At 65.4% G+C, this 17,884-nt stretch carries 17 protein-coding genes and 1 pseudogene; 7 read left to right on the forward strand and 11 right to left on the reverse strand.

Translation table 11 applies throughout. The features are described from left to right. The coding region (locus K7711_RS37525; protein ID WP_222975962.1) for a thiamine pyrophosphate-requiring protein at positions 1 to 1,431 on the reverse strand (1,431 nt) is incomplete at its 3' end. A gap of 432 nt (positions 1,432 to 1,863) precedes the next feature. Here K7711_RS37525 and K7711_RS37530 point away from each other — a divergent pair. Continuing rightward, a complete protein-coding gene (locus K7711_RS37530; protein ID WP_222975964.1) occupies positions 1,864 to 2,817 on the forward strand; it encodes a TIGR03557 family F420-dependent LLM class oxidoreductase in 954 nt (317 codons plus the stop codon). Positions 2,818 to 3,243: 426 nt separating this feature from the next. On the opposite strand, the gene K7711_RS37535 is transcribed toward K7711_RS37530, so the two are convergent. Beyond that, entirely contained in the window at positions 3,244 to 4,428 is a 1,185-nt protein-coding gene (locus K7711_RS37535; RefSeq protein ID WP_222975967.1) for an AI-2E family transporter, read from the reverse strand. Positions 4,429 to 4,888: 460 nt separating this feature from the next. On the opposite strand from K7711_RS37535, the gene K7711_RS37540 reads away from it, so the two are divergent. Next, the gene (locus K7711_RS37540; protein WP_222975969.1) at positions 4,889 to 5,251 is read left to right on the forward strand and encodes a hypothetical protein; all 363 of its coding nucleotides are present in this window, start codon (positions 4,889 to 4,891) and stop codon (positions 5,249 to 5,251) included. Between the two features lie 939 nt (positions 5,252 to 6,190). On the opposite strand, the gene K7711_RS37545 is transcribed toward K7711_RS37540, so the two are convergent. From K7711_RS37545 to K7711_RS37565, 5 genes and pseudogenes are all read right to left on the reverse strand, one after another. Next, positions 6,191 to 6,610: a hypothetical protein gene (locus tag K7711_RS37545; RefSeq protein ID WP_222975971.1), complete on the reverse strand. Its 420-nt coding sequence runs from the start codon at positions 6,608 to 6,610 to the stop codon at positions 6,191 to 6,193. Between the two features lie 172 nt (positions 6,611 to 6,782). After that, positions 6,783 to 7,187 carry a DUF3592 domain-containing protein gene (locus tag K7711_RS37550; RefSeq protein ID WP_222975974.1) on the reverse strand — a complete coding sequence of 135 codons (405 nt, stop codon included), beginning with the start codon at positions 7,185 to 7,187 and terminating at the stop codon, positions 6,783 to 6,785. A 475-nt stretch (positions 7,188 to 7,662) separates the two neighbouring features. Continuing rightward, positions 7,663 to 7,878: pseudogene (locus K7711_RS49410) on the reverse strand (alpha/beta fold hydrolase); the annotation flags it as partial. A gap of 101 nt (positions 7,879 to 7,979) precedes the next feature. Further along, positions 7,980 to 8,630 (reverse strand): hemerythrin domain-containing protein, encoded by a 651-nt coding sequence (locus K7711_RS37560; protein ID WP_222975976.1) that lies wholly within the window; start codon positions 8,628 to 8,630, stop codon positions 7,980 to 7,982. Then, positions 8,627 to 9,514 carry an NmrA family NAD(P)-binding protein gene (locus K7711_RS37565; RefSeq protein ID WP_222975977.1) on the reverse strand — a complete coding sequence of 296 codons (888 nt, stop codon included), beginning with the start codon at positions 9,512 to 9,514 and terminating at the stop codon, positions 8,627 to 8,629. The genes K7711_RS37560 and K7711_RS37565 overlap by 4 nt, the downstream gene beginning before the upstream one ends. Positions 9,515 to 9,866: 352 nt before the next feature. Here K7711_RS37565 and K7711_RS37570 point away from each other — a divergent pair, with 352 nt between their 5' ends. The 3 genes from K7711_RS37570 (at position 9,867) to K7711_RS48665 (ending at position 11,405) form a co-directional block, all read left to right on the forward strand. Further along, the gene (locus K7711_RS37570) at positions 9,867 to 10,310 is read left to right on the forward strand and encodes a MarR family winged helix-turn-helix transcriptional regulator (protein WP_222975979.1); all 444 of its coding nucleotides are present in this window, start codon (positions 9,867 to 9,869) and stop codon (positions 10,308 to 10,310) included. 314 nt (positions 10,311 to 10,624) lie between these two features. Next, positions 10,625 to 11,257 (forward strand): NAD(P)-dependent oxidoreductase, encoded by a 633-nt coding sequence (locus tag K7711_RS37575; RefSeq protein WP_222975981.1) that lies wholly within the window; start codon positions 10,625 to 10,627, stop codon positions 11,255 to 11,257. A gap of 13 nt (positions 11,258 to 11,270) precedes the next feature. Continuing rightward, complete coding sequence (locus tag K7711_RS48665; RefSeq protein ID WP_268929637.1) at positions 11,271 to 11,405, forward strand: hypothetical protein; 135 nt, start codon at positions 11,271 to 11,273, stop codon at positions 11,403 to 11,405. A 130-nt stretch (positions 11,406 to 11,535) separates the two neighbouring features. On the opposite strand, the gene K7711_RS37580 is transcribed toward K7711_RS48665, so the two are convergent. Both K7711_RS37580 and K7711_RS37585 read right to left on the reverse strand, forming a co-directional pair. Beyond that, entirely contained in the window at positions 11,536 to 12,018 is a 483-nt protein-coding gene (locus K7711_RS37580) for an SRPBCC family protein (protein WP_222975982.1), read from the reverse strand. Beyond that, on the reverse strand, positions 12,015 to 12,350 hold the full coding sequence (locus tag K7711_RS37585; RefSeq protein WP_222975984.1) for an ArsR/SmtB family transcription factor: 336 nt from the start codon (positions 12,348 to 12,350) through the stop codon (positions 12,015 to 12,017). The genes K7711_RS37580 and K7711_RS37585 overlap by 4 nt, the downstream gene beginning before the upstream one ends. Before the next feature lie 153 nt (positions 12,351 to 12,503). Between K7711_RS37585 and K7711_RS37590 the strand changes: the two genes are divergently transcribed. Then, positions 12,504 to 13,091, forward strand: coding sequence for an alpha/beta hydrolase fold domain-containing protein (locus tag K7711_RS37590; protein ID WP_235748421.1), 588 nt, complete (start codon positions 12,504 to 12,506; stop codon positions 13,089 to 13,091). A 262-nt stretch (positions 13,092 to 13,353) separates the two neighbouring features. Here the strand turns inward: K7711_RS37590 and K7711_RS37595 are convergent, their stop codons facing one another. Continuing rightward, the gene (locus tag K7711_RS37595; RefSeq protein WP_222975986.1) at positions 13,354 to 14,085 is read right to left on the reverse strand and encodes a TetR/AcrR family transcriptional regulator C-terminal domain-containing protein; all 732 of its coding nucleotides are present in this window, start codon (positions 14,083 to 14,085) and stop codon (positions 13,354 to 13,356) included. 92 nt (positions 14,086 to 14,177) lie between these two features. On the opposite strand from K7711_RS37595, the gene K7711_RS37600 reads away from it, so the two are divergent. Then, positions 14,178 to 15,707: an FAD-dependent monooxygenase gene (locus K7711_RS37600; protein ID WP_222975989.1), complete on the forward strand. Its 1,530-nt coding sequence runs from the start codon at positions 14,178 to 14,180 to the stop codon at positions 15,705 to 15,707. Positions 15,708 to 16,205: 498 nt separating this feature from the next. On the opposite strand, the gene K7711_RS37605 is transcribed toward K7711_RS37600, so the two are convergent. Next, positions 16,206 to 17,882, reverse strand: coding sequence for a PucR family transcriptional regulator (locus K7711_RS37605; protein ID WP_222975991.1), 1,677 nt, complete (start codon positions 17,880 to 17,882; stop codon positions 16,206 to 16,208). Between the last annotated feature and the right edge of the window lie 2 nt (positions 17,883 to 17,884).

The following is a 17,884-nucleotide window of genomic DNA, read 5'->3' on the forward strand; positions in this document are numbered from 1 at the left end:
GTTGTTGTGGAAGATGCACACGATCAACCGCGGATCGCTCCACTGCTCGTGGTAGCGGGCAATGGTCATCAGTTCGGCCAACCCGTTCATCTGCATCGCCCCGTCGCCCACCAGCGCGATCGCCGGGCGGTCGGGGTGCGCGAACTTGGCGCCGATCGCGTATGGGACCCCGGGGCCCATGGTCGCCAGCGTCCCGGACAGCGAGCCGCGCATCGTGCCGCGCATCCGCAGGCAGCGCGCGTACCAGTTGGTCGAGGATCCCGAATCGGCGGTGATGATCGCGTTGTCCGGGACGCGCTGGGACAGCTCCCACACCACGCGCATCGGATTCACCGGCTCGGCATCGAGCATCGACTGGCGTTCGATCGTGTCCCACCAGCGCGCCACACCCCCTTCGATCTTCTCGCGCCAGGTGCGATCGGTCTTGGGTGTCAACAGCGGAATCAACTCCGACAGAGTCTCTTTCGCATCCCCGACAAGATTCACCTCCGTCGGGTAACGCATACCGATCATGGCTCCGTCGATATCGATCTGCACCGCGCGGGCCTGACCGAACTCCGGAAAGAATTGCGCGTAGGGCAGATTCGAGCCGACGATCAGCAGAGTGTCGCAATCGCGCATCAGCTCGTAGCTGGGCCGGGTGCCCAGCAGTCCGACCGCGCCGGTGACGAACGGCAGATCATCGGACAGCACGTCCTTGCCCAGCAGCGCCTTGGCCACGCCCGCTCCGGTGATGTCGGCGAGTTCGGTGAGTTCGGCGGCGGCGCCCCGCGCGCCCTGCCCTGCCAGGATCGCCACCCGCGACCCGGCCTCGAGAATCTCCGCGGCCCGCTGGACCTCGGCCCGATCGGGGACCACCTGGGCGTTGATCCGCGCCGGCGGGCTCGAGGGCACCTGCTTGAACTCGTGCGTGGGCGCCTCGTACGGCTCCTCCTGCAGGTCCGAGGGAATGATCACCGCGGTCGGCGCGCTGCGAGTGCGGGCGATCCGGAAGGCGCGATCCAGCGCGTTGGGCAGCTGGCTGGCGACATTCACCTCGACCAGATAGTCGCTGGCCACATCCTTGTACAGGGCCTGCAGATCGACCTCCTGCTGATAGTTGCCACCCATCGCGCTGCGCGCAGTCTGCCCGACGATGGCGACCACCGGGACGTGGTCGAGTTTGGCGTCATATAGACCGTTGAGCAGGTGAATCGCCCCCGGGCCCGAGGTCGCCGTGCAAACTCCGACCTCGCCGCTGAATTTCGCGTATCCGACCGCCTCGAAGGCGGCCATCTCCTCGTGCCGGGCCTGGACGAACGTGGGTTTGTTGTCCGCGCGTCCGAAAGCGGCGACCAGGCCGTTGATGCCATCGCCGGGGTAACCGAAGACCTGCCGCACACCCCATTCGCGCAGGCGCGCCAGCACGTAGTCGCCAACCTGTTGAACCATGTTCGCTCCTGTCCGTGTCGTGCGGTGCAGTCCGGCGGTGTCGCCGCTACGGCGGGCGGATACCCGGGCGCTCGAGTCCCAATCGCGGTGTGTGCGACCCGATCGCGCGGGTATCCGCGCCGCAGTGCGTCTCCCGTCGACAGAAAGGCCGTCCTCGACATGACAGCGGCCCGGAAAGGCAAGCGCCTCAAGGCATTCGGTCACCGCCGATCCCGCCACCCAGCGCGATTTTCGCCTCGCTGCTCGGCGGGCGGGGCATGTATGAGTCCCACCCCGGCACACACCGCCACGACAGGTCCCCGCGCGGCCCCACCAGCGCACCCCGCTGCCCGTCGGCGATAAACGAGTACTCACGCAGGACATGGGGCGCGGCGGCGGCATCCGGAATCATGATCGGCGAATACCACGATGCCACCCGGGTAACCGCGCGACATGGTCAGCATCGGATACTTCCTCGCCAGCGAGCAATTCGGCCCCGCAGACCTCGTCGACCAGGCCAAACGCGCCGAACAGGCCGGGTTCGAACGCCTGTGGGTGTCCGACCACTTCCATCCCTGGCACGACGCCCAGGGGCAGAGCCCGTTCGTGTGGGGCACCATCGGCGCACTCTCACAAGCCACCGGCCTGCCGGTCACCACCGCGGTCACCTGCCCGACCGTGCGTATCCATCCCGCGATCATCGCCCAAGCCGCCGCCACCGCCGCGGTCCAGCTCGGGGGCCGCTTCGTGCTCGGCGTCGGCAGCGGCGAGGCGCTCAACGAACACATCCTGGGCGATCGATGGCCCGATCCCGCCATCCGGCTCGACATGCTCGAGGAGGCGGTACAGCTCATCCGCCGGATGCACCGCGGCGACACGGTCAGCCATCACGGTACGTACTACGAGGTGCAGGAGGCCCGCATCTACACGTTGCCGGAACAACCTGTGCCGATCTACATCTCCGGATTCGGCCCGCAGGCAACAACTCTGGCCGCACGTATCGGCGACGGCTACTGCACCGTGGTCCCCGACCGGGAACTCATCGACACCTTCCGCAGCACGGGCGGTGGCGACAAACCTGTCCAAGCCGGGGTCAAGGTGTCCTGGGCCGAACAGGAGAACATCGGCCTCGACTCCGCGCACCGCCTCTGGGCCAACGACCTGCTCCCGGGCCAACTCGCCCAAACCCTGCCCCGCCCTGCCGATTTCGAGGCCGCGATGAGTCTGATCGACCACGAGAGCAGCCGGCAGCACTTCGCCGTCGGCCCCGATCCCGAACAGCACCTCGAACATCTACAGCAGTACGTCGATGCCGGAGTCGACGAGCTGTACATCCAGCAGATCGGCCCCGACCTCGACGGCTTCTTCACCACCTACGCAAAGGAAATCCTCCCGGCCCTGCGCTGACCGCCACTACGCCCCACCTATTCGGCACATTCTTGATATTGCGGCTCATCGACTGCCTGCGGCGCGACGGCATGGTCCGCCAGCACCTCGACCAGCGGGGTGAGTCGCCCTGGTTGTGTGGAGTCGAGATTACTGGACTTCAGGCCACGGGTTGTGCGGGCGATTGGATCATCTCGTACGCGATCGGGGACCGCATGCCGAGAGCTGAGTGAAGGCGCTTTCGGTTGTAGAAGATCTCCGAGGTATTCGACCCAATTCCTGACATCCGCCAGTGTTTGCCCGGGTTGCACCTCGTGAAAGTCTTTGCCCGCCCTGGCACGGCGCCGTGCCGTGTCAGGGCCGTGGCGCGGACAGTGCATTTCCGCGCCTGCCCAGTCGCTGGAAACGAGCCGGCCCGCGGCGTCCGGTCACAGCGGGCTCCACGGTTCAGTCGACGGGGGTCTCGTCCAACGACGGGAACACCGTTTCGCGGACTACGAGCAATACGGCCGCGGCGACCGGGATCGCCAACAGCGCACCGATGACGCCGAGTAGCGCACCGCCCAGCAGCACCGAGATCACCGTGACCAACGCCGGTACTCGGACCGCGCGTCCGATAATCCGCGGGACCAGCAGATAGTCCTCGACCAGGCGCAGGCCGATGAAGAAGGCCCCCGTGGCGATCATGACCGGAACCGAGACCGTCAGCGACACCACAGCGACGATGACTCCCGCCGCCGTGGACCCGACGATGGGGATCAGATCCAGCACAGCCACCAGCACCGCGAGTACCAACGCATACGGCACACCGAAGATCAGCAGCCAGATCAATGTCAGGACACCGGTGATCAGCGAGATCACCAGGTTCCCGAGGATGTAGGCGCCGACCTTGGCGAAGATCTCGTCGCCGATCAGGATGGCCCGCGGGCGGCGCTCGCTCGGGAACAACCGGTAAATGGTGCTACGCACACGCGTGAAATCGACCATGAAATACGCGGTGAGCACGAACACGATCGCCGTCGCAGTCACCGCGCCGAAAATAGCCCGGCCGATATCCAGGACGCCACCGGCCAGTCGGGACGTTCCCGTGCTGAGCGAATGACGAACCTGGTCTTGCAGATGGAAGCGAGAATCGACGGTATTGATGATCGGGTACCGCTGCCCGAGATGGTGGAGGTAGTCGGGAGCCTTATGAGCGAACGCGGCTCCCTGCGAGACCAGCGGAGGCACGACCACTGCCAGAAATCCAGCGAACAGCCCGATCGCCAGCAACAGCACGACAGTGACCGCGGCCCATCGTGGCAGCCGCCGCCGGACCAGCAACGACACCGCAGGCTCGAGACCGACGGCCAGAAAGAATGCCACCACGATCAACGTCAGCGCCTGCCCTGCCGCAAGAATCGCCTGGATCAGCGCATACGTGACCGCGACTCCGGCAGCGCCGGTCATCCCGACCAGGAACGGTGAACGACGGTCGAACAACCGCCCGGGCCGTCCCAATGGATGCGCGGGCGTGCTCGCCCGCGCTGCCGCAGCCTCCGCGGCAGTGATCGGCTCTCCTCCACCCCTGGAATGTGGCTGTCCGATAGCGGAATCGTGCCCATCATCCGCCGCGGGAACACTGCTGTTCATACCTCGGCGATACCCGTTCAGCAACAGCCAAACAGCCGGGCCGACCGAGCCCGCACACCCGACCGGGCAGCACCGTCGAACGCATCGCCACCGCAACAACATCCGGTGATCCCCGGCCCCAGGAGCGCGTTTCGACAACATGGCACCCGAATCGCTGCTCGCAAATCTATAAATGGGAACCGTCTCGCACCCGACCGTGGCCGACTATCGCATCGATCCAGTGGACGACAATCGACTGGATCACGCACTGCCACAACAAAATTCAACCGCAGCATTTCCCGCTCATATATTCGACACCAAGAGAGTAGGAACTCGAGCACAGAGAAGTCATTCAGTTCACCGATCGTTCCGGTATCCACAGCTACGAGGCAGCCAACTCTGGTCTAATTTCTCATTCTCCCAGTTCGCGGGCGGTCGAACAGCGTTAGAGTAGACAGGGGCGAGTGCGAGGAGTCGGAAAATGAGCACCACCATTACGATCGTGATCATTGTGGTCGTTGTTGTAATTGTTTTGCTTGTGGCCTGGGGGTTGATGCGCAAGCGACGCGAACATCAGAGAGCCGAAGCTGAAGGTATCCGCGAGCGCGCCGCGCAACAGGAATTCGAGGTCGGTCAACGAGAAGCACGAGCCGAAGAAACCGCTGCCCGGAGCCGCGCGACAAAGGCGGAAGCCGAGGTCAAAGCAGCACAAGCCGAGCAGCTTGCCCAGCAGGCGCAGGTACATCACAGCGATGCGGCTGATTCGCGAACCGAGTTGGACAAGGAATGGGAGCGCGCGGACAAGGTCGATCCAGACTCGAAATCAGACGACACGAAGAGCTGATCCCGGACAGCTGTCCCGCAACCCCTGATCGACGGGCCGCTCGATCGCAGCGCGCCCATTTTGTACCCGGTGTCCGCGCGTGCTGCTTTCACCTGCGCAGACTAGCCCGTGATCGTGACAGCGACGTAGTTGGCCGGAAGTCCACCGCAGTCGATGGGGCCGACGCCACATAGCAGCAGGCCTGTGGGAGGTTGCCGGCGTCTGGCCACTAAGCCAAGCCGTAGAACATCATTCGGCCCGCACCGGAGCCAGGGCACCCAGTGTGGACGCGGGTGATCGTGAAACTGGCCCGGTGGATGACCCCCGAGTACGGCAGGTGCCGCGGTGTGAGGATCCAGACCGCGATGCCGGAAAGGGGTCTGCCACAGCGACGTCACATGCGTAATCAGACGGTGCCACGGCTCCCTGGAGCCGTTGCGCGGCGCACGCGGAGATGCTCGGCTCGTTTGTGATAGTCACTAACCGTGGTGGCCGCCACCGAACCCGCCACCGCCGTGGTGTCCCCCACCGCCATTGTGAGAACCACCGCTGTGGTGATGCCCGCCGAGGTGGTAATTGTGGTGCTGCGGCGGATGCTGAGTCATATTTTGCGTCCAGAGCCCCGCGTTTTCGGGTCCGGGACTACGCCGCCGGGATGCCTTGCCGCCATTGGCGATTCTTCGGACGACGACCACGACCACAGCCACAGCGAGCACTATCAAGGGATACATATGAACCAGAGAGAACGAACCCATGTGGTTAAGCATGTAACCCGTTGCCCTGGCCGGTCAACACTATTGCCCTGATGGGTTGCTGAAGGTCCGGCAGTAGCGGCCGGACGATCCTTCGGGTGTTCATGCGTTCCGGGCCTGGTTTACCGGTGCTGAGAACCTATTGATCTCGCCGGGCGTTGCAGGAAGTTGCGAATGTTCGGATCCTTGTTACGTTTCCGGCTGTAGTTCATCCCATGCCATCCAGGGCGCGGGCCATCGCCAGCACGGAGACTACGAGCCCTCCGATGAAGGTGACCGTCGAGATTGCGAGAGCCGAACCGACCCGGACCCGGCGGCGCAGTACCAGATAGACCGCCGCGGCAACGAAGAAGGCGAAAAATGAGAAGACGAAGCCTAACCACGCACCCACGCCCATCAAGATCACGCACCCCACCGTGGCCAGCGCTGCGCCCCGACCGCCGAAGTCACGACGAGTAACCACATAGGTAACCGTGCCGGGCAACGCGATCATTGCGACGAGCCAAGACAAAGCCTCCAGAATTGGTGGGTGCCCCGGCAGCGTCCCAATGACCTCGACTCCGACAACTCCGATAACCGTGACGCCGAGCGCCAGCGTCAGCGGCCCCATCATTGTCCGATCGATCATGTGGTGATTTCCTGTCTCCAGTCTCGTGAGCCGACCATAGGATGGTGAGTCGGTGCCACGGCAACCGCTGCCGCTCAGTACCGATTCCCCCGGTCAATGTTTATCGGTTAGCGCGGAATCTGTTCAGCTCCTGAAGGAGAACATCAACACAGAATCCGGAACCTGACCTGTCTCACCGGTTTTGACAGAGCACCTGGATCCCGTAGGAAATGGATATCGTGCCGGCTACGGCCGGGAACAAAAGGGCGAACCGCAGTTTGGAGGCCAGGTCGAGGCGTCCGCTTTTCGGCACGCCGGGGAGATAGACCACCGGGGCCCGGCCACCGACGGGCAGGCCCTTGATACCGGAGACCGCTGCCCGGAACTCCTGCAGGGTGCCCTGCGCATCAACGAATTGGACCATCGCGTGAGAGCCACCCTCCGTACCCATCTGCCTGTTGTGGCGGACTACCACTCCCTCGGTACGGATCCCCTCGCGTCGCAGGCGGCGCTGATATACCGCCTCGCGGACGGCGTACCCGAGCAGCAGGAGCCCTGCGACTGTCGACAACAACGGCCCCACCAACAACAGGCCCACGATGCATCCTCTCCTTCGCATCCCACGGTTTTGCCGCGTCTTCAAGGTATCGGACGGCACGAAATCCACTGCCACGACGATGGTTTCGCTCAGGAAACCTTCAGCACGCCGACGGGTCCACTACGACCCAGGCGCGGGGCCCGAGCGAGAATACGAGCAGCAGCCCGGCTGCAGGCCACACAGCCACCAATATCAAGGCCGAACGCGGCCAGGTCGCTGCCGCCTACACCGCCAACCCCGGCCGGTTCCGGCGGCCACCCCGCCCGAACTACCCAGGACCGCCTGGATCAACCAGCTCCTGAAGGAGAACATCAACACAGAATCCGGAACCTGACCTGTCTCACCGGGTTTGACAGAGCATCAGGATCCCGCAGGAGATGGACACGGCGTCGGCGCGCGCCACCCGCGGCACGCAGATGGAGTAGATCACCTTGGCCAGGCGGCCGATCGGTGCATTCGCGGCGCCCGTAATCACCTAGCCGCCCCAGCTCGGGCCGACCAGTACGACCTCACCGGGGTCGCGGCGTTCGACCACGGTCACGACGTGATCGGTCGCATCCGAGAGCCGGAGTCCGGCGCGATCGTCGCCGTCGGCAAGGCCGGGCGGGGTGACCCTAGCGGCCGCATAGCCGACCTCACGCAGCCGCCGGGCGACCGGTTGCCAGGCCCAGCCTCCCTGCCAGGCTCCGGGGACGAGGACGAAGGTGGGTGGACATCGTGAGAGTCATGGTGGTCGCACCTCTGGCTGGGGAAAGGACGGGTTTGGGCTGTGATGCCGGGTCGCGAGCTGGGTCAGCCGCGGAGCGCGGTGGTTTCGCGGGTGAACTGGCGGTGGCCGATCAGCTTGTAGGCCAAACGGGCTGGGGCGGGTATCACCCGCATGAACCTCTGACGTTCCGCGTCGTCGGCTTCCTCGGTGATGTGGCCGAGGATGATCAGTCGCCGGGTGAGCGGGATCGCGCTCATGCCGTGCTTGCCGAGTGCGTCCCATTCGCTGTGCGTCAGGGTGACCGAGACGACCGGGAGCAGCTTCTGCTCCTCCTCGGCCAGGTGATCGATCAGTGTCGGCATCGTGGCTTCGATGCGGGCGGCGATCTTCTCGCCGGTGGCTGGGTCCGCGGTCGCTGTCCACACCGGCAGTTCCGTGTTGAGGGCTGTGACGGTGTCGTCGACCTGTGCGTGCTGTACGTCCATCCGGTCCATCAGATCCGGGTCGAGCGTGGTTCGCTTGCGCAGCAGGGGAAAGAGCAGTTCGTCCTCGCCGGTGTGGTGCGTGTGCAGGAAGTCCAGCATCTCCCGGGCGTGCGCGCCGACGACCTTCGATCGTGCACGGTCGTTGGCCGCGGAGCGAAACAGTCGGGGGAGCTGGCCGAACTCGCGCCGAATAACACGGTGGATCAGAACCATCCCGTGGGTGTCGACCCCGGGGCCGGAGGTCCTCACCGTGCCTCCTCGATGGTTGCGGCGTTCTGGACGGCTTCGGGAGTGGGGAACTCGTTGTGGTGGGCCTGGGGCCAGGCGGTGAAGCTGCGTGCCGGGCGGCCAGTGACTGCGGTGATGTCACCTGTCGGTTCGGAGTTATACGGTTCCACGGTGGAGCGGAAGAGCTCGATGACGGCGTGCGCGAGTTCCTTGGGCATGCCGTAGGACACCATCTGCGCGAGCGCGCTGGCCGGGTCGGCTTCGGCGTAGCGCAGGTCGCGGCCCAGCACATGGCTGAGAATTGTGACCTGGTCGCAGGGGCTGAGTGGTTCGGGGCCGGTGAGCTCGTAGACACGGTGATTGTGGCCGTCTTGGGTGAGGCAGGCCACGGCGACCGCTGCGATGTCCGCCGGGTCGACGACAGCGGCTCGGCCACCGGCGAACGGGGCGTACACGACCTGGTCGGCCGCGATCATTCCCGCCCAGTTGAGCGCGTTGGACATGAACGCGGTGGGCCGCAGGAACGTCCACCCGATGCCGCTGTCACGGATCGCCTCCTCACCGGCTCGGTGCAAGGTGGTGATCGGGTCGGTGGCGTCGTGTCCGACGTTGCGCACGGACAGCTTGACGATCCGCTCCACGCCCGCTCGCTGCGCCGCGGCTATGAGTCGGTGATCGTGTGCGGCGATGTGGAGCCCGTCGGTCAGCAGGAACACCGCGTCTACACCGTCCAGCACGGGTACCAGATCGCTGTCACCGAGGTCGGCCACGATTTTCTGGGCGCCGTCGGGGAAAACCGCGGCGGGATTGCGGGTGAGAACCCGCAGGTGACCTGCCTGGGTGGGCAGGAGCGCGGTGATGACTTCCGAACCGACAGTGCCGGCAGCTCCGGTAATCAAAATCATGAGTTCTGGTCCTTTGTTCGAGATTGGGTTTCGGGGTGAGTTGGGAGTGCGCGCAGCGCCCGCGGGACGGACCCCGCCCCGCGATGATGCGGTGGGCCAGGTGACCATCATTTGGCATCCATGAGCACCAGATCGACCGCCACTCTCCAAATTAGTCAGCTTTCATTACTAATATAGTCATACATCCGAACCGGTAGCAACGCCAGCAGATGCGAGGTCGCCGAGGGGCGGGCGGCGCATGCGGAACGCGGCGTGCACAGCTTCGCGGCCCGCGCCGCCGCCGCGGTCGAATCGGCGGCGGCGTAGGGTGTGAGCCTCGCGGAATCGGGCGGGCGATGGAGCTGGGAGCGGCATGGACGACGAGCAGCGGGTTGATCTGGGGACGTCGTTGTTCATTCCGTACCGGTACACCGAGGACCGGATTTTCCGAGCCCTGCGCGATGCCGGATACGACGACTGGACCCTCGCTCAATGCCGAGTGTTCCAGCGCGTCGCCCAGGACGGTTCGCGCCTCACAGACCTCGCTGACCAGGCGCAAATGACCAAGCAGAGCGCCAGTGCGATGGTCGATCAGCTGGAAAATCTGGGCTACGTCCGCCGGATCCCGGACCCCGCGGATGGCCGCGCCCGACTGATCGTGATCGAGCAACGTGGCCGCCAGGCGGTCGAGGTGGCCAAGGCGACACGCGACGAGATCCTCGCGGAGTGGAAGCAATACCTGGGCACCCGCAACTTCACGCTGCTGCAGCAGATCCTGGATCAACTCCGCGAGATCACAGACCCCTACGCGCGGTAGACCCGCCCACGCCGAGCTGTCCGCACCGATACCCGCAGGCCCCGACCTGCCGCAACCGGCGGGCACCAACAGACCTCGACTCCGCGTTGACATAGTCAGGGTAACTGACTAAGTTAGTTGATGACCCTGACGATGTTCCGGTGATGGGCGGCTGATTGTCGCGGTGCACAGCGCTCAGACGAGCCGGACCGCTGCCGCACAGGCCGCTGCCCGCAGAGGCATGAGGGGTCCGACACGGCATGGGCGGGAATCGGGCCTGTGCCGCTCAGCCGCACCAGCACGCTCATTCATCCTTCGATAGAGAGCGAAGTATCGTGAAGTTTCTTGTTCTTGGAGCAACCGGGCGCACCGGCGTCCTCTTCTCGAAAAAGGCATTGGACCAGGGGCACCAGGTCACTGCCCTCGTTCGGCGGGCCGACGCCACCGTTGATCCGCGCGCTCGAATCGTCGCCGGCGACGTCACCGACGCCACCGTGATCGCGACGGCAGCCCGAGGCCACGACGCGATCATCAGCACGCTCGGAGTGACGAACGCCCGCAAGACCCCGACGCTGATCACCGACACCGTCCGCGCAGTCATCGCATCGGCGAAAACATCAGGCGTTGACCGTTTCGTCCTCCTGTCGGCGTTCGGAGTCGGCGACTCCCTCGCCAAAGCCTCATTCCTCGTCGGCCCCATTTTCCGAACCGTGCTTCGGAAAACCTACGCAGACAAAGCCGCATCGGAAGTGCTCTTGAGGGCCAGCGATCTGAAATGGACCCTCGAATACCCCGGAGCATTGAACAATGGTGACAGCACCCGCTACAACGCCGTTGCGCTCGCAGACGTCACGAAATTGCCGATCTTCCCCTCGACCTCTCGCGCAAACGTCGCCGACTTCCTCCTCCACTCCGCCGTGGAAGACACCTTCATCCGTCAGATCGCCGTGGTCACCGACGCCGAATAGGTTCTCGTCGATCATGGACACACTGAACGTTGCCTCGGCTGCAGATGCGCCCGGCCTCGAGCGATTCGCCGCCGGGCCGTTGCACGACGACATCGGTGCCGTGGGCGCATACGCCGATCAGTTCGGCGGACGGCACCCACAGGAATAGGTCGTTTGGGGTACACCCGCTTGTCGTGGGACCAGTTCTTCGCCGACAGCGCGGACGCCCGCCCGAACCTCGACGGCGGCATTCCGGTGATGCGGATGCTTCCGCCATCGACCGCACCATCAGCGCAGGTTCACGCGGCGGAGGCGGCCTTCGCATAGCCGTCCTTCAGTGCCGGCCAGCCGCCATCGGAGCCGACCGCGTCGCGCATGGATTGCCAACCCTCGCCGTGGTTTTCGAATTCGGAATGCACCAATGTGACCGCGGTGCGCCCGCTATCGACAGCGGTGAAGGTGACGTCGACGCGGCTGGTCTTGGCCTGGTCGGGCTGGAACTGCCAGTCCAAGGAAATGTCCCAGGAGAAGGCGAAGTAGGTGGGACGATCCCATACGAGCACCCGACCCCACGGGCATTCGGTGCCATCGGTCTCACGGCCGAACAGCCGCCCGCCGACGCGAGGCTCGACGACAGCCTCGGCCAGAGCGCCCGCCCCGATGTGATGTTCACGGGGCCACCAGCTGTTCATACCAGTGGTGAACACGTCGTATGCCTTCTCGATGGGCGAATCGACGGTGAATTCGACGCGTACTTCATTGTCGTTCAACTGCTCGGTCATGACTGCTCCTCAGGTTCGCCCGTGCGGGCCGGTTTGTTCACCTCGTCGCGAAAAGCCGACATCGCTGTCGACCAAAAGTGGGTGAAATACGTGCGCAACACCTCGATTCCAGCCGGGTTGAGCCGGTAGATCCGGCGGGTGCCCGCCGCTTCGTCGACCACCAAGCCCGCTTGCTTGAGCACCTTCAGATGCTGCGACACCGCGGGCCGGCTCACCGGCAGTTCTGCGGCCAGTTCGCCGACCGCGCACGGCCCGCGACCGAGCCGCTCGAAGATCGCCCGCCGAGTCGGATCGCCCAGCGCGTCGAGCGCTTCACTTTGGTAAGTCCCCACGAACAGTAAGTTTATACTTACCTATATCGCGCACACAACGCTGGAATCCGACCTGTCATCACACTGACAACTGTCGCTTTGGGGTACACCCCAACACCGCACCTGTGACCGGGGGGTGGATGACGTCAGATTAGATGGACCACGTATCCAATCCTGGGCCCCGCTACCGGCAAACGCCTCGCCGCCGACGACGGCTGGGACGTGCTCGGGCACGTGGTGCGGAACGCTGGGCAGTGGGGCGTCGACCCGGCGCGCACGGCCGTCTTCGGCGAGAGCTTCGGCGCGCTGATCAGCGCCCTGACCGCGATCCGGGCCCGGAACGCCGGCCTGCGGCTCGCCGCGCAGGTGCTGGTCAATCCCGCAGTCGAGGTGACCCGGACGATGTACGACTATCCCTCCATCGCCGAATACGCATACAGCCCGACTCCCGCCGCGCCGGTACTGCGGCTCTTGCAGCGGCTCGCCGTCCCACCGGGAACCGACGCCCGCGCATTCTCGCCGCTGTATGCGGACGACCTGAGCGGGCTCGCCCCCGCACTGCTCATTGTGCCGACCCGGGACGCACTCGCCGATCACGGCCGCCGCTACGCCGAACGACTGCGGGCGGCCGGGACGTCCGTGCGGCTCACCGAATACCCGGGAGCACGGCACGCATTCCTCACCCTGCCGGGCGTGGAACCGCAGGCCGAGGTTGCCCGGTCGGAGATCCTCGAGTTCCTCCGCGCAGCCCTGGCAGTGTGACGCATCGTCGCGGCGGCCGCCGCGACGGGAACACTACGGGCCGACATCACGCACGAGACCGCTGCCGACGTCTTGTGGCTCCAGATCCAGCCAGCCAACTACCGACGCCTGGTACGCGAGCGCGGCTGGAGCCACCACGCATTCGAACGCTGGCACGCCGCGACCATCATCGATGCCCTACTGGAACCCCACGAAGCCAGCGGACAACAGGTCCCGGAACCCACCTGAGCACCGGTTGGCACTGAGGACCGGCGGTGCGAAGTTACTGCGTGCCCTCGGTTATGCAATCGCCTCTTCCGCGCTGTTCGCCTTGCCCGAAACCCGAGGAAACGGCCTTACCTGAAGCCTTTTGACGCTCTTCATCCATCAGGGCGGTGAGGCCGGCGACCGTGATGCGCAGGGCGAGTTGGAAGCGCTGGTCTTGACCGGTGGCGGTGATGGCCCGGAGCCCTCGGGCGCTGAGAGGGTATCGGGTGGGGTCGGCCGCCGCGATCGAGTCGCGGGGGTGGTCGGCGCCGTTTTGTAGTTCGGCGAGTGCTTGTTCTTCGACACAGAAGCCGACGACGAAGTGCCGCACCAGCATTGCGCACTGGGGCGCGAGATCCGTTGAGGCGCCGGCGTCGTACAGGGCCTGCAGAAATGATTCGGTGATCTCGAAGGTGGCGGGGTCGGAGGCCAGGAATCCGGCGAACGCCTGCCCGCCGTCTCGGTGGCCGAGCATGGCCGCGCGGAGCGCGGAGGCCCAACTGGTGAGGATGTGCTGCCAGGGGGCGCGGCGGTCCGCGGCGGTCACCGTGGCCGCCGCATCGGCGCTCATGGCGACCGCCATGGCGCGCAGGATTTCCCGTTTGGATTTGACGTGCCAGTACAGGGTCGGCGACTGGACGCCCAGTTCGGCGGCCAATGCGCGCGTGGTGATGGCATCGATGCCGCCGGCGTCGAGCAGTCGCAGCCCGGCTCGGGCGATGGCCTCTCGGGTCAGTTTCTTCGCCACCTCGCCAATCTATCACTGCACCAGTACTATCTATCAACGATAGAGAAACACCGATCGATGATTGAGCACCGAGAGATATCGAGGAGTTCGAGATGTGCAGTGACAACCCCATGGGCCCGGTGATCGTCGCGGGGGCCGGACCCACCGGCCTGACCCTGGCCGCCGAATTGCGCCGCGGGGGGATCGAGGTGATCCTGCTCGAGCGGCGTCCCAGTCGTGACATGGAGGGATCTCGGGCCGCCGGGATGCAGCCGCGCACCATCGAACTGCTCGATCAGCGCGGTATCGCGGACCGCTTCCTCGCCGCCGGTCCGCAGGTGCACGACCTGGGAAGTTTCGGCGGGATCATTCTCGACCATTCGGCGCTACCCACCCGTTTTCCCTACCTGCTCAACATCTTCCAAGCCGACGTCGAGCAGATCCTGGAAGATATGGCCGCCGAGCTTGGCGTCGCTGTGCAATGGTCCACCACGGTCACCGGGTTCGATCAGGACGCCACCGGCGTCGATGTCACCGTCGAAGGCCCACACGGGCCCGCGACACTACGCGGCAGCCACCTCGTGGCGTGCGACGGCGGGCGCAGCACGATCCGCAAGCTCACCGGAGTCGACTTCCCCGGCACCGATGCCACGATGGCGTGCCTGATCGGCGACGTCGAACTCGACGACCCGCCGCCGCGACGACTGTTTCTGGATCGCCGCGAACTCGGCACGATCAGCGCAATGCAGTTCCGGCCCGGCTGGTATCGGGTGATGACGTCCGAATCCCAGCGCCGCGCCGCGCCCGACGCTCCGGTAACCCTCGAGGAACTCCGGGCATCGACACGCCGGGTGGTGGGCACCGACTTCGGTATGCACAGCCCGCGGTGGCTCACGCACTTCGGTGATGCCGCCCGGCAGGTCGAGCGCTATCGGATCGGGCGGGTATTGCTGGCCGGCGATGCCGCACACATCCACTTCCCGTCCGGTGGGCAGGGCATGAACATGGGCATGCAGGACGCATTCAATCTCGGCTGGAAGCTCGCCGCCGTGGTGCGCGGCGAGGCGACCGATGCGCTGCTCGATACTTACCACGATGAACGCTATGCCGTCGGCGCCGCCACCCTGAAGATGGTCCGAGCCCAAACGGTGCTGCTCGGGCCGGGCGTGCCGATCTCGGAACTGCACGCCGTCTTCACCCGCCTCATCGGTTTCAACGAGGTCAACACCTATCTCACCGCAACCCTGTCGGGCCTGGACATCCGTTATCCCGGCGCGGGAGCACACCCGCTGCTGGGGCGCCGCGTCCCCGATGCCGACATAGGCACCGGCGGCGAGGCGACCACGATCTATCGGCTCCTACATCCGGCAAAGCCTGTGCTGCTGGACCTTTCGGGCACCGCAATGCTCACCGACGCCGTTGCCGGATGGGCGGGACGAATCACCACCATCACCACCACCGGCACCACCGACCCGTGGATGCTGGCCGACGGCGGCACCGTCGCTTCGCCCTCGGCGGTGCTCCTCCGACCCGATGGCTACATCGCCTGGATCAGCGACGGTGCACCGGACCTGGCAGCGCTGCGCAACACCCTCACCACCTGGTGTGGCGCAGCCGCCGATCACTCCCCTGCCGTGAGCTAGCGACCCACGCCGATAACACTGGCGGGCAGCCGATTAGGGAGCCTCCCATCGCGTTCCTGGACTCGATCCTGGCCGGGATCAAGCCCCACCACCAGTCTTGAGTAGCTGATTATTGGATGAGCGACCCGAAGGAGGAGCGCTCGGAACATGGCTCAGTTGCGGTGGTGATCATCGCGCCGGTCGGTGACTGCGGCGCGAATGGTTTCAGTCGAGATCAACCGATCCCACCGCGGTCCTCGACAACGCCTGATGACCGATCTGAACGCAGGAGGCGTGCACCGACACTCCGGATCGGCCGCCGAATCCCGTTGAGCCGACGACAATGACCGTGTCTCCGGCCGGGATGGTCACCTCGTTGCGGCAGGACGCTCAAGAGGTGATTGACACAGTGTCACAACGGTTTCGGGCTGATGGAAATCGTTGCCTCTTGATGGGGTGCCATCGATCTGCGGGACGGGGCTTCGATCCGTCGGGCGAACTGGCTGGTGGTCGCAACTGTCACGGGGCAGCGCCGGCGGACAGGAATTGCCATGCGCGCGTTGCGGCTTGGAGATTGAAGCGGATGTTCGGATCACGTAGGTCGAAGCCGGTGAGTTCGCGGATGCGGCCGAGGCGATAGCGCAGGGTGCTGCGATGGATGTGTAGTACGGCAGCAGTATCGTTGTAGTTGCCGCCGCACTCGAGATACTGGGCCAGGGTGTGCACGAGGTCCGAATGCCGCATGGCGTCGTACTCCAGAAGGGCACCGAGCCATTCGTGTATGAAGCGGTCGACCTGACCGTCGGCGTGCGCCGCGTCGACCAGACGATAGAAGCCGAGTTCTTCGAATGCCGTCGCGCCGTCCGGCATTCGCGACTGCAGCCGGATGTGGACGGCACGGTGGGCATCGGCGAACGAGCGCACGAAGTCGCTCGGCTGCTCGCACCGGCCGCTGATTCCGATGGTTATCGGCGTGGCGTCGAGGCGTTCGTGGATTGCGTGGTGGAAGGCGCCTGGATCCGGTCTGCGGTCGGTGATCAGCACGACCGCGCCGCCGTGGCGGCCCTGGATGTATTGCAGGCTCAGGGCCGACGCGGCGCGGCTCGCGGCGTCGGCGATCGAATCGTCGGCGCGGCCTGCGCTGTGCACCACGACGACATAGTGCGTTCCGTGCAGGTCGTGTCCCAACGCTTCGGCGCGGGCGTAGGCACTGTCGTTGTCGGTGCCGGAGGCGAGATCGTCGACGAGCTCGCGATGTAGCCGCAGTTCGATCTCGGCGAGAGTGCGTTGATGTGCGAGTTCGAGGGCGAGCATGGTGCTGCCGTAGACCAGTGCGAACAGCTGAGCATCGACGACTCGATGGTCCGGGTCGATCAGTGCGACCGTGCCGAGGACATCGCTATGCGGTTTCACCAGCATGATCACCCGATCGGGGAGCCGTAGCGGCGCATTGTGGGTCGCGAGTCGATGCAGCAGTTGATCGCGCTGCTCCGGTGCGGCTTTGGGATAGGGTTCTGGTCGGCCGGGTCCGGACCAGGCGCGCAGATTGCCGAAGGGATCTTCGACCGCGACGGGCAAATCGGTCAGCTGGGCGAGGGCGTCGGCGATACCTTGTTCGCCCTGTCCGTACGCGGCGGCCCCAGCGAGCACCTCATGCACCCGCGTCTGCTGTTCGAGGCGTCGCACCGTAGCGGCCAAGTGCTCGTTGGTCTCGGTGAGTTCGGTCGCGTGGGCGCAGGCACGTTCGTACATGGTCGCGTTGCCCAGCGCTGAACCGGTGAGCTGCGCGAGCACTTCCAGAAGGAATATCTCGTCCGGCCGTGGCTCGCGGTCGGAGCCGACAACGAGCGAACCGACCGCTCCGGACGAGGTCCGCAGGACGAACGCCCACCCCCATCTCTCGCCGTCCAGGTTCACGCTGCCCTGGCCGCCTTGGGCGCTGACCTGCGCGTCCAGGCCGGGCTGTGCAGGTCGTGTCGGCGAGGACCGCGTGAATTCGTCGTCCACCCGGCGATAGCTCGCCAGCGTGCGACACGAGCCGAGGGACGGGACGGCCGCATGGGCCATGCGAAGTATTTCCACTTCGTCGTGCTCGCCCGACAGCGCCGCCGACAGCGCGCACAACCCGTGCAGTGACGCCAGGTGCGCACGCGCCGGGCCATCGACGATCGGGTGACTCAACAATTGCTGATTCATGG

The sequence above is a fragment of the Nocardia coffeae genome (assembly GCF_019890715.1).
In the GTDB taxonomy this organism is placed as follows: Bacteria; Actinomycetota; Actinomycetes; order Mycobacteriales; family Mycobacteriaceae; genus Nocardia; species Nocardia jiangxiensis.

Coding starts and splice junctions, on each gene's coding strand:
- K7711_RS37530 (WP_222975964.1), top strand. CDS start 1,864: ATGGTCAGCATCGGATACTTCCTCGCCAGCGAGCAATTCGGCCCCGCA.
- K7711_RS37535 (WP_222975967.1), bottom strand. CDS start 4,428: ATGAACAGCAGTGTTCCCGCGGCGGATGATGGGCACGATTCCGCTATC.
- K7711_RS37540 (WP_222975969.1), top strand. CDS start 4,889: ATGAGCACCACCATTACGATCGTGATCATTGTGGTCGTTGTTGTAATT.
- K7711_RS37545 (WP_222975971.1), bottom strand. CDS start 6,610: ATGATCGATCGGACAATGATGGGGCCGCTGACGCTGGCGCTCGGCGTC.
- K7711_RS37565 (WP_222975977.1), bottom strand. CDS start 9,514: ATGATTTTGATTACCGGAGCTGCCGGCACTGTCGGTTCGGAAGTCATC.
- K7711_RS37570 (WP_222975979.1), top strand. CDS start 9,867: ATGGACGACGAGCAGCGGGTTGATCTGGGGACGTCGTTGTTCATTCCG.
- K7711_RS48665 (WP_268929637.1), top strand. CDS start 11,271: ATGGACACACTGAACGTTGCCTCGGCTGCAGATGCGCCCGGCCTCGAG.
- K7711_RS37580 (WP_222975982.1), bottom strand. CDS start 12,018: ATGACCGAGCAGTTGAACGACAATGAAGTACGCGTCGAATTCACCGTC.
- K7711_RS37600 (WP_222975989.1), top strand. CDS start 14,178: ATGTGCAGTGACAACCCCATGGGCCCGGTGATCGTCGCGGGGGCCGGA.
- K7711_RS37605 (WP_222975991.1), bottom strand. CDS start 17,882: ATGAATCAGCAATTGTTGAGTCACCCGATCGTCGATGGCCCGGCGCGT.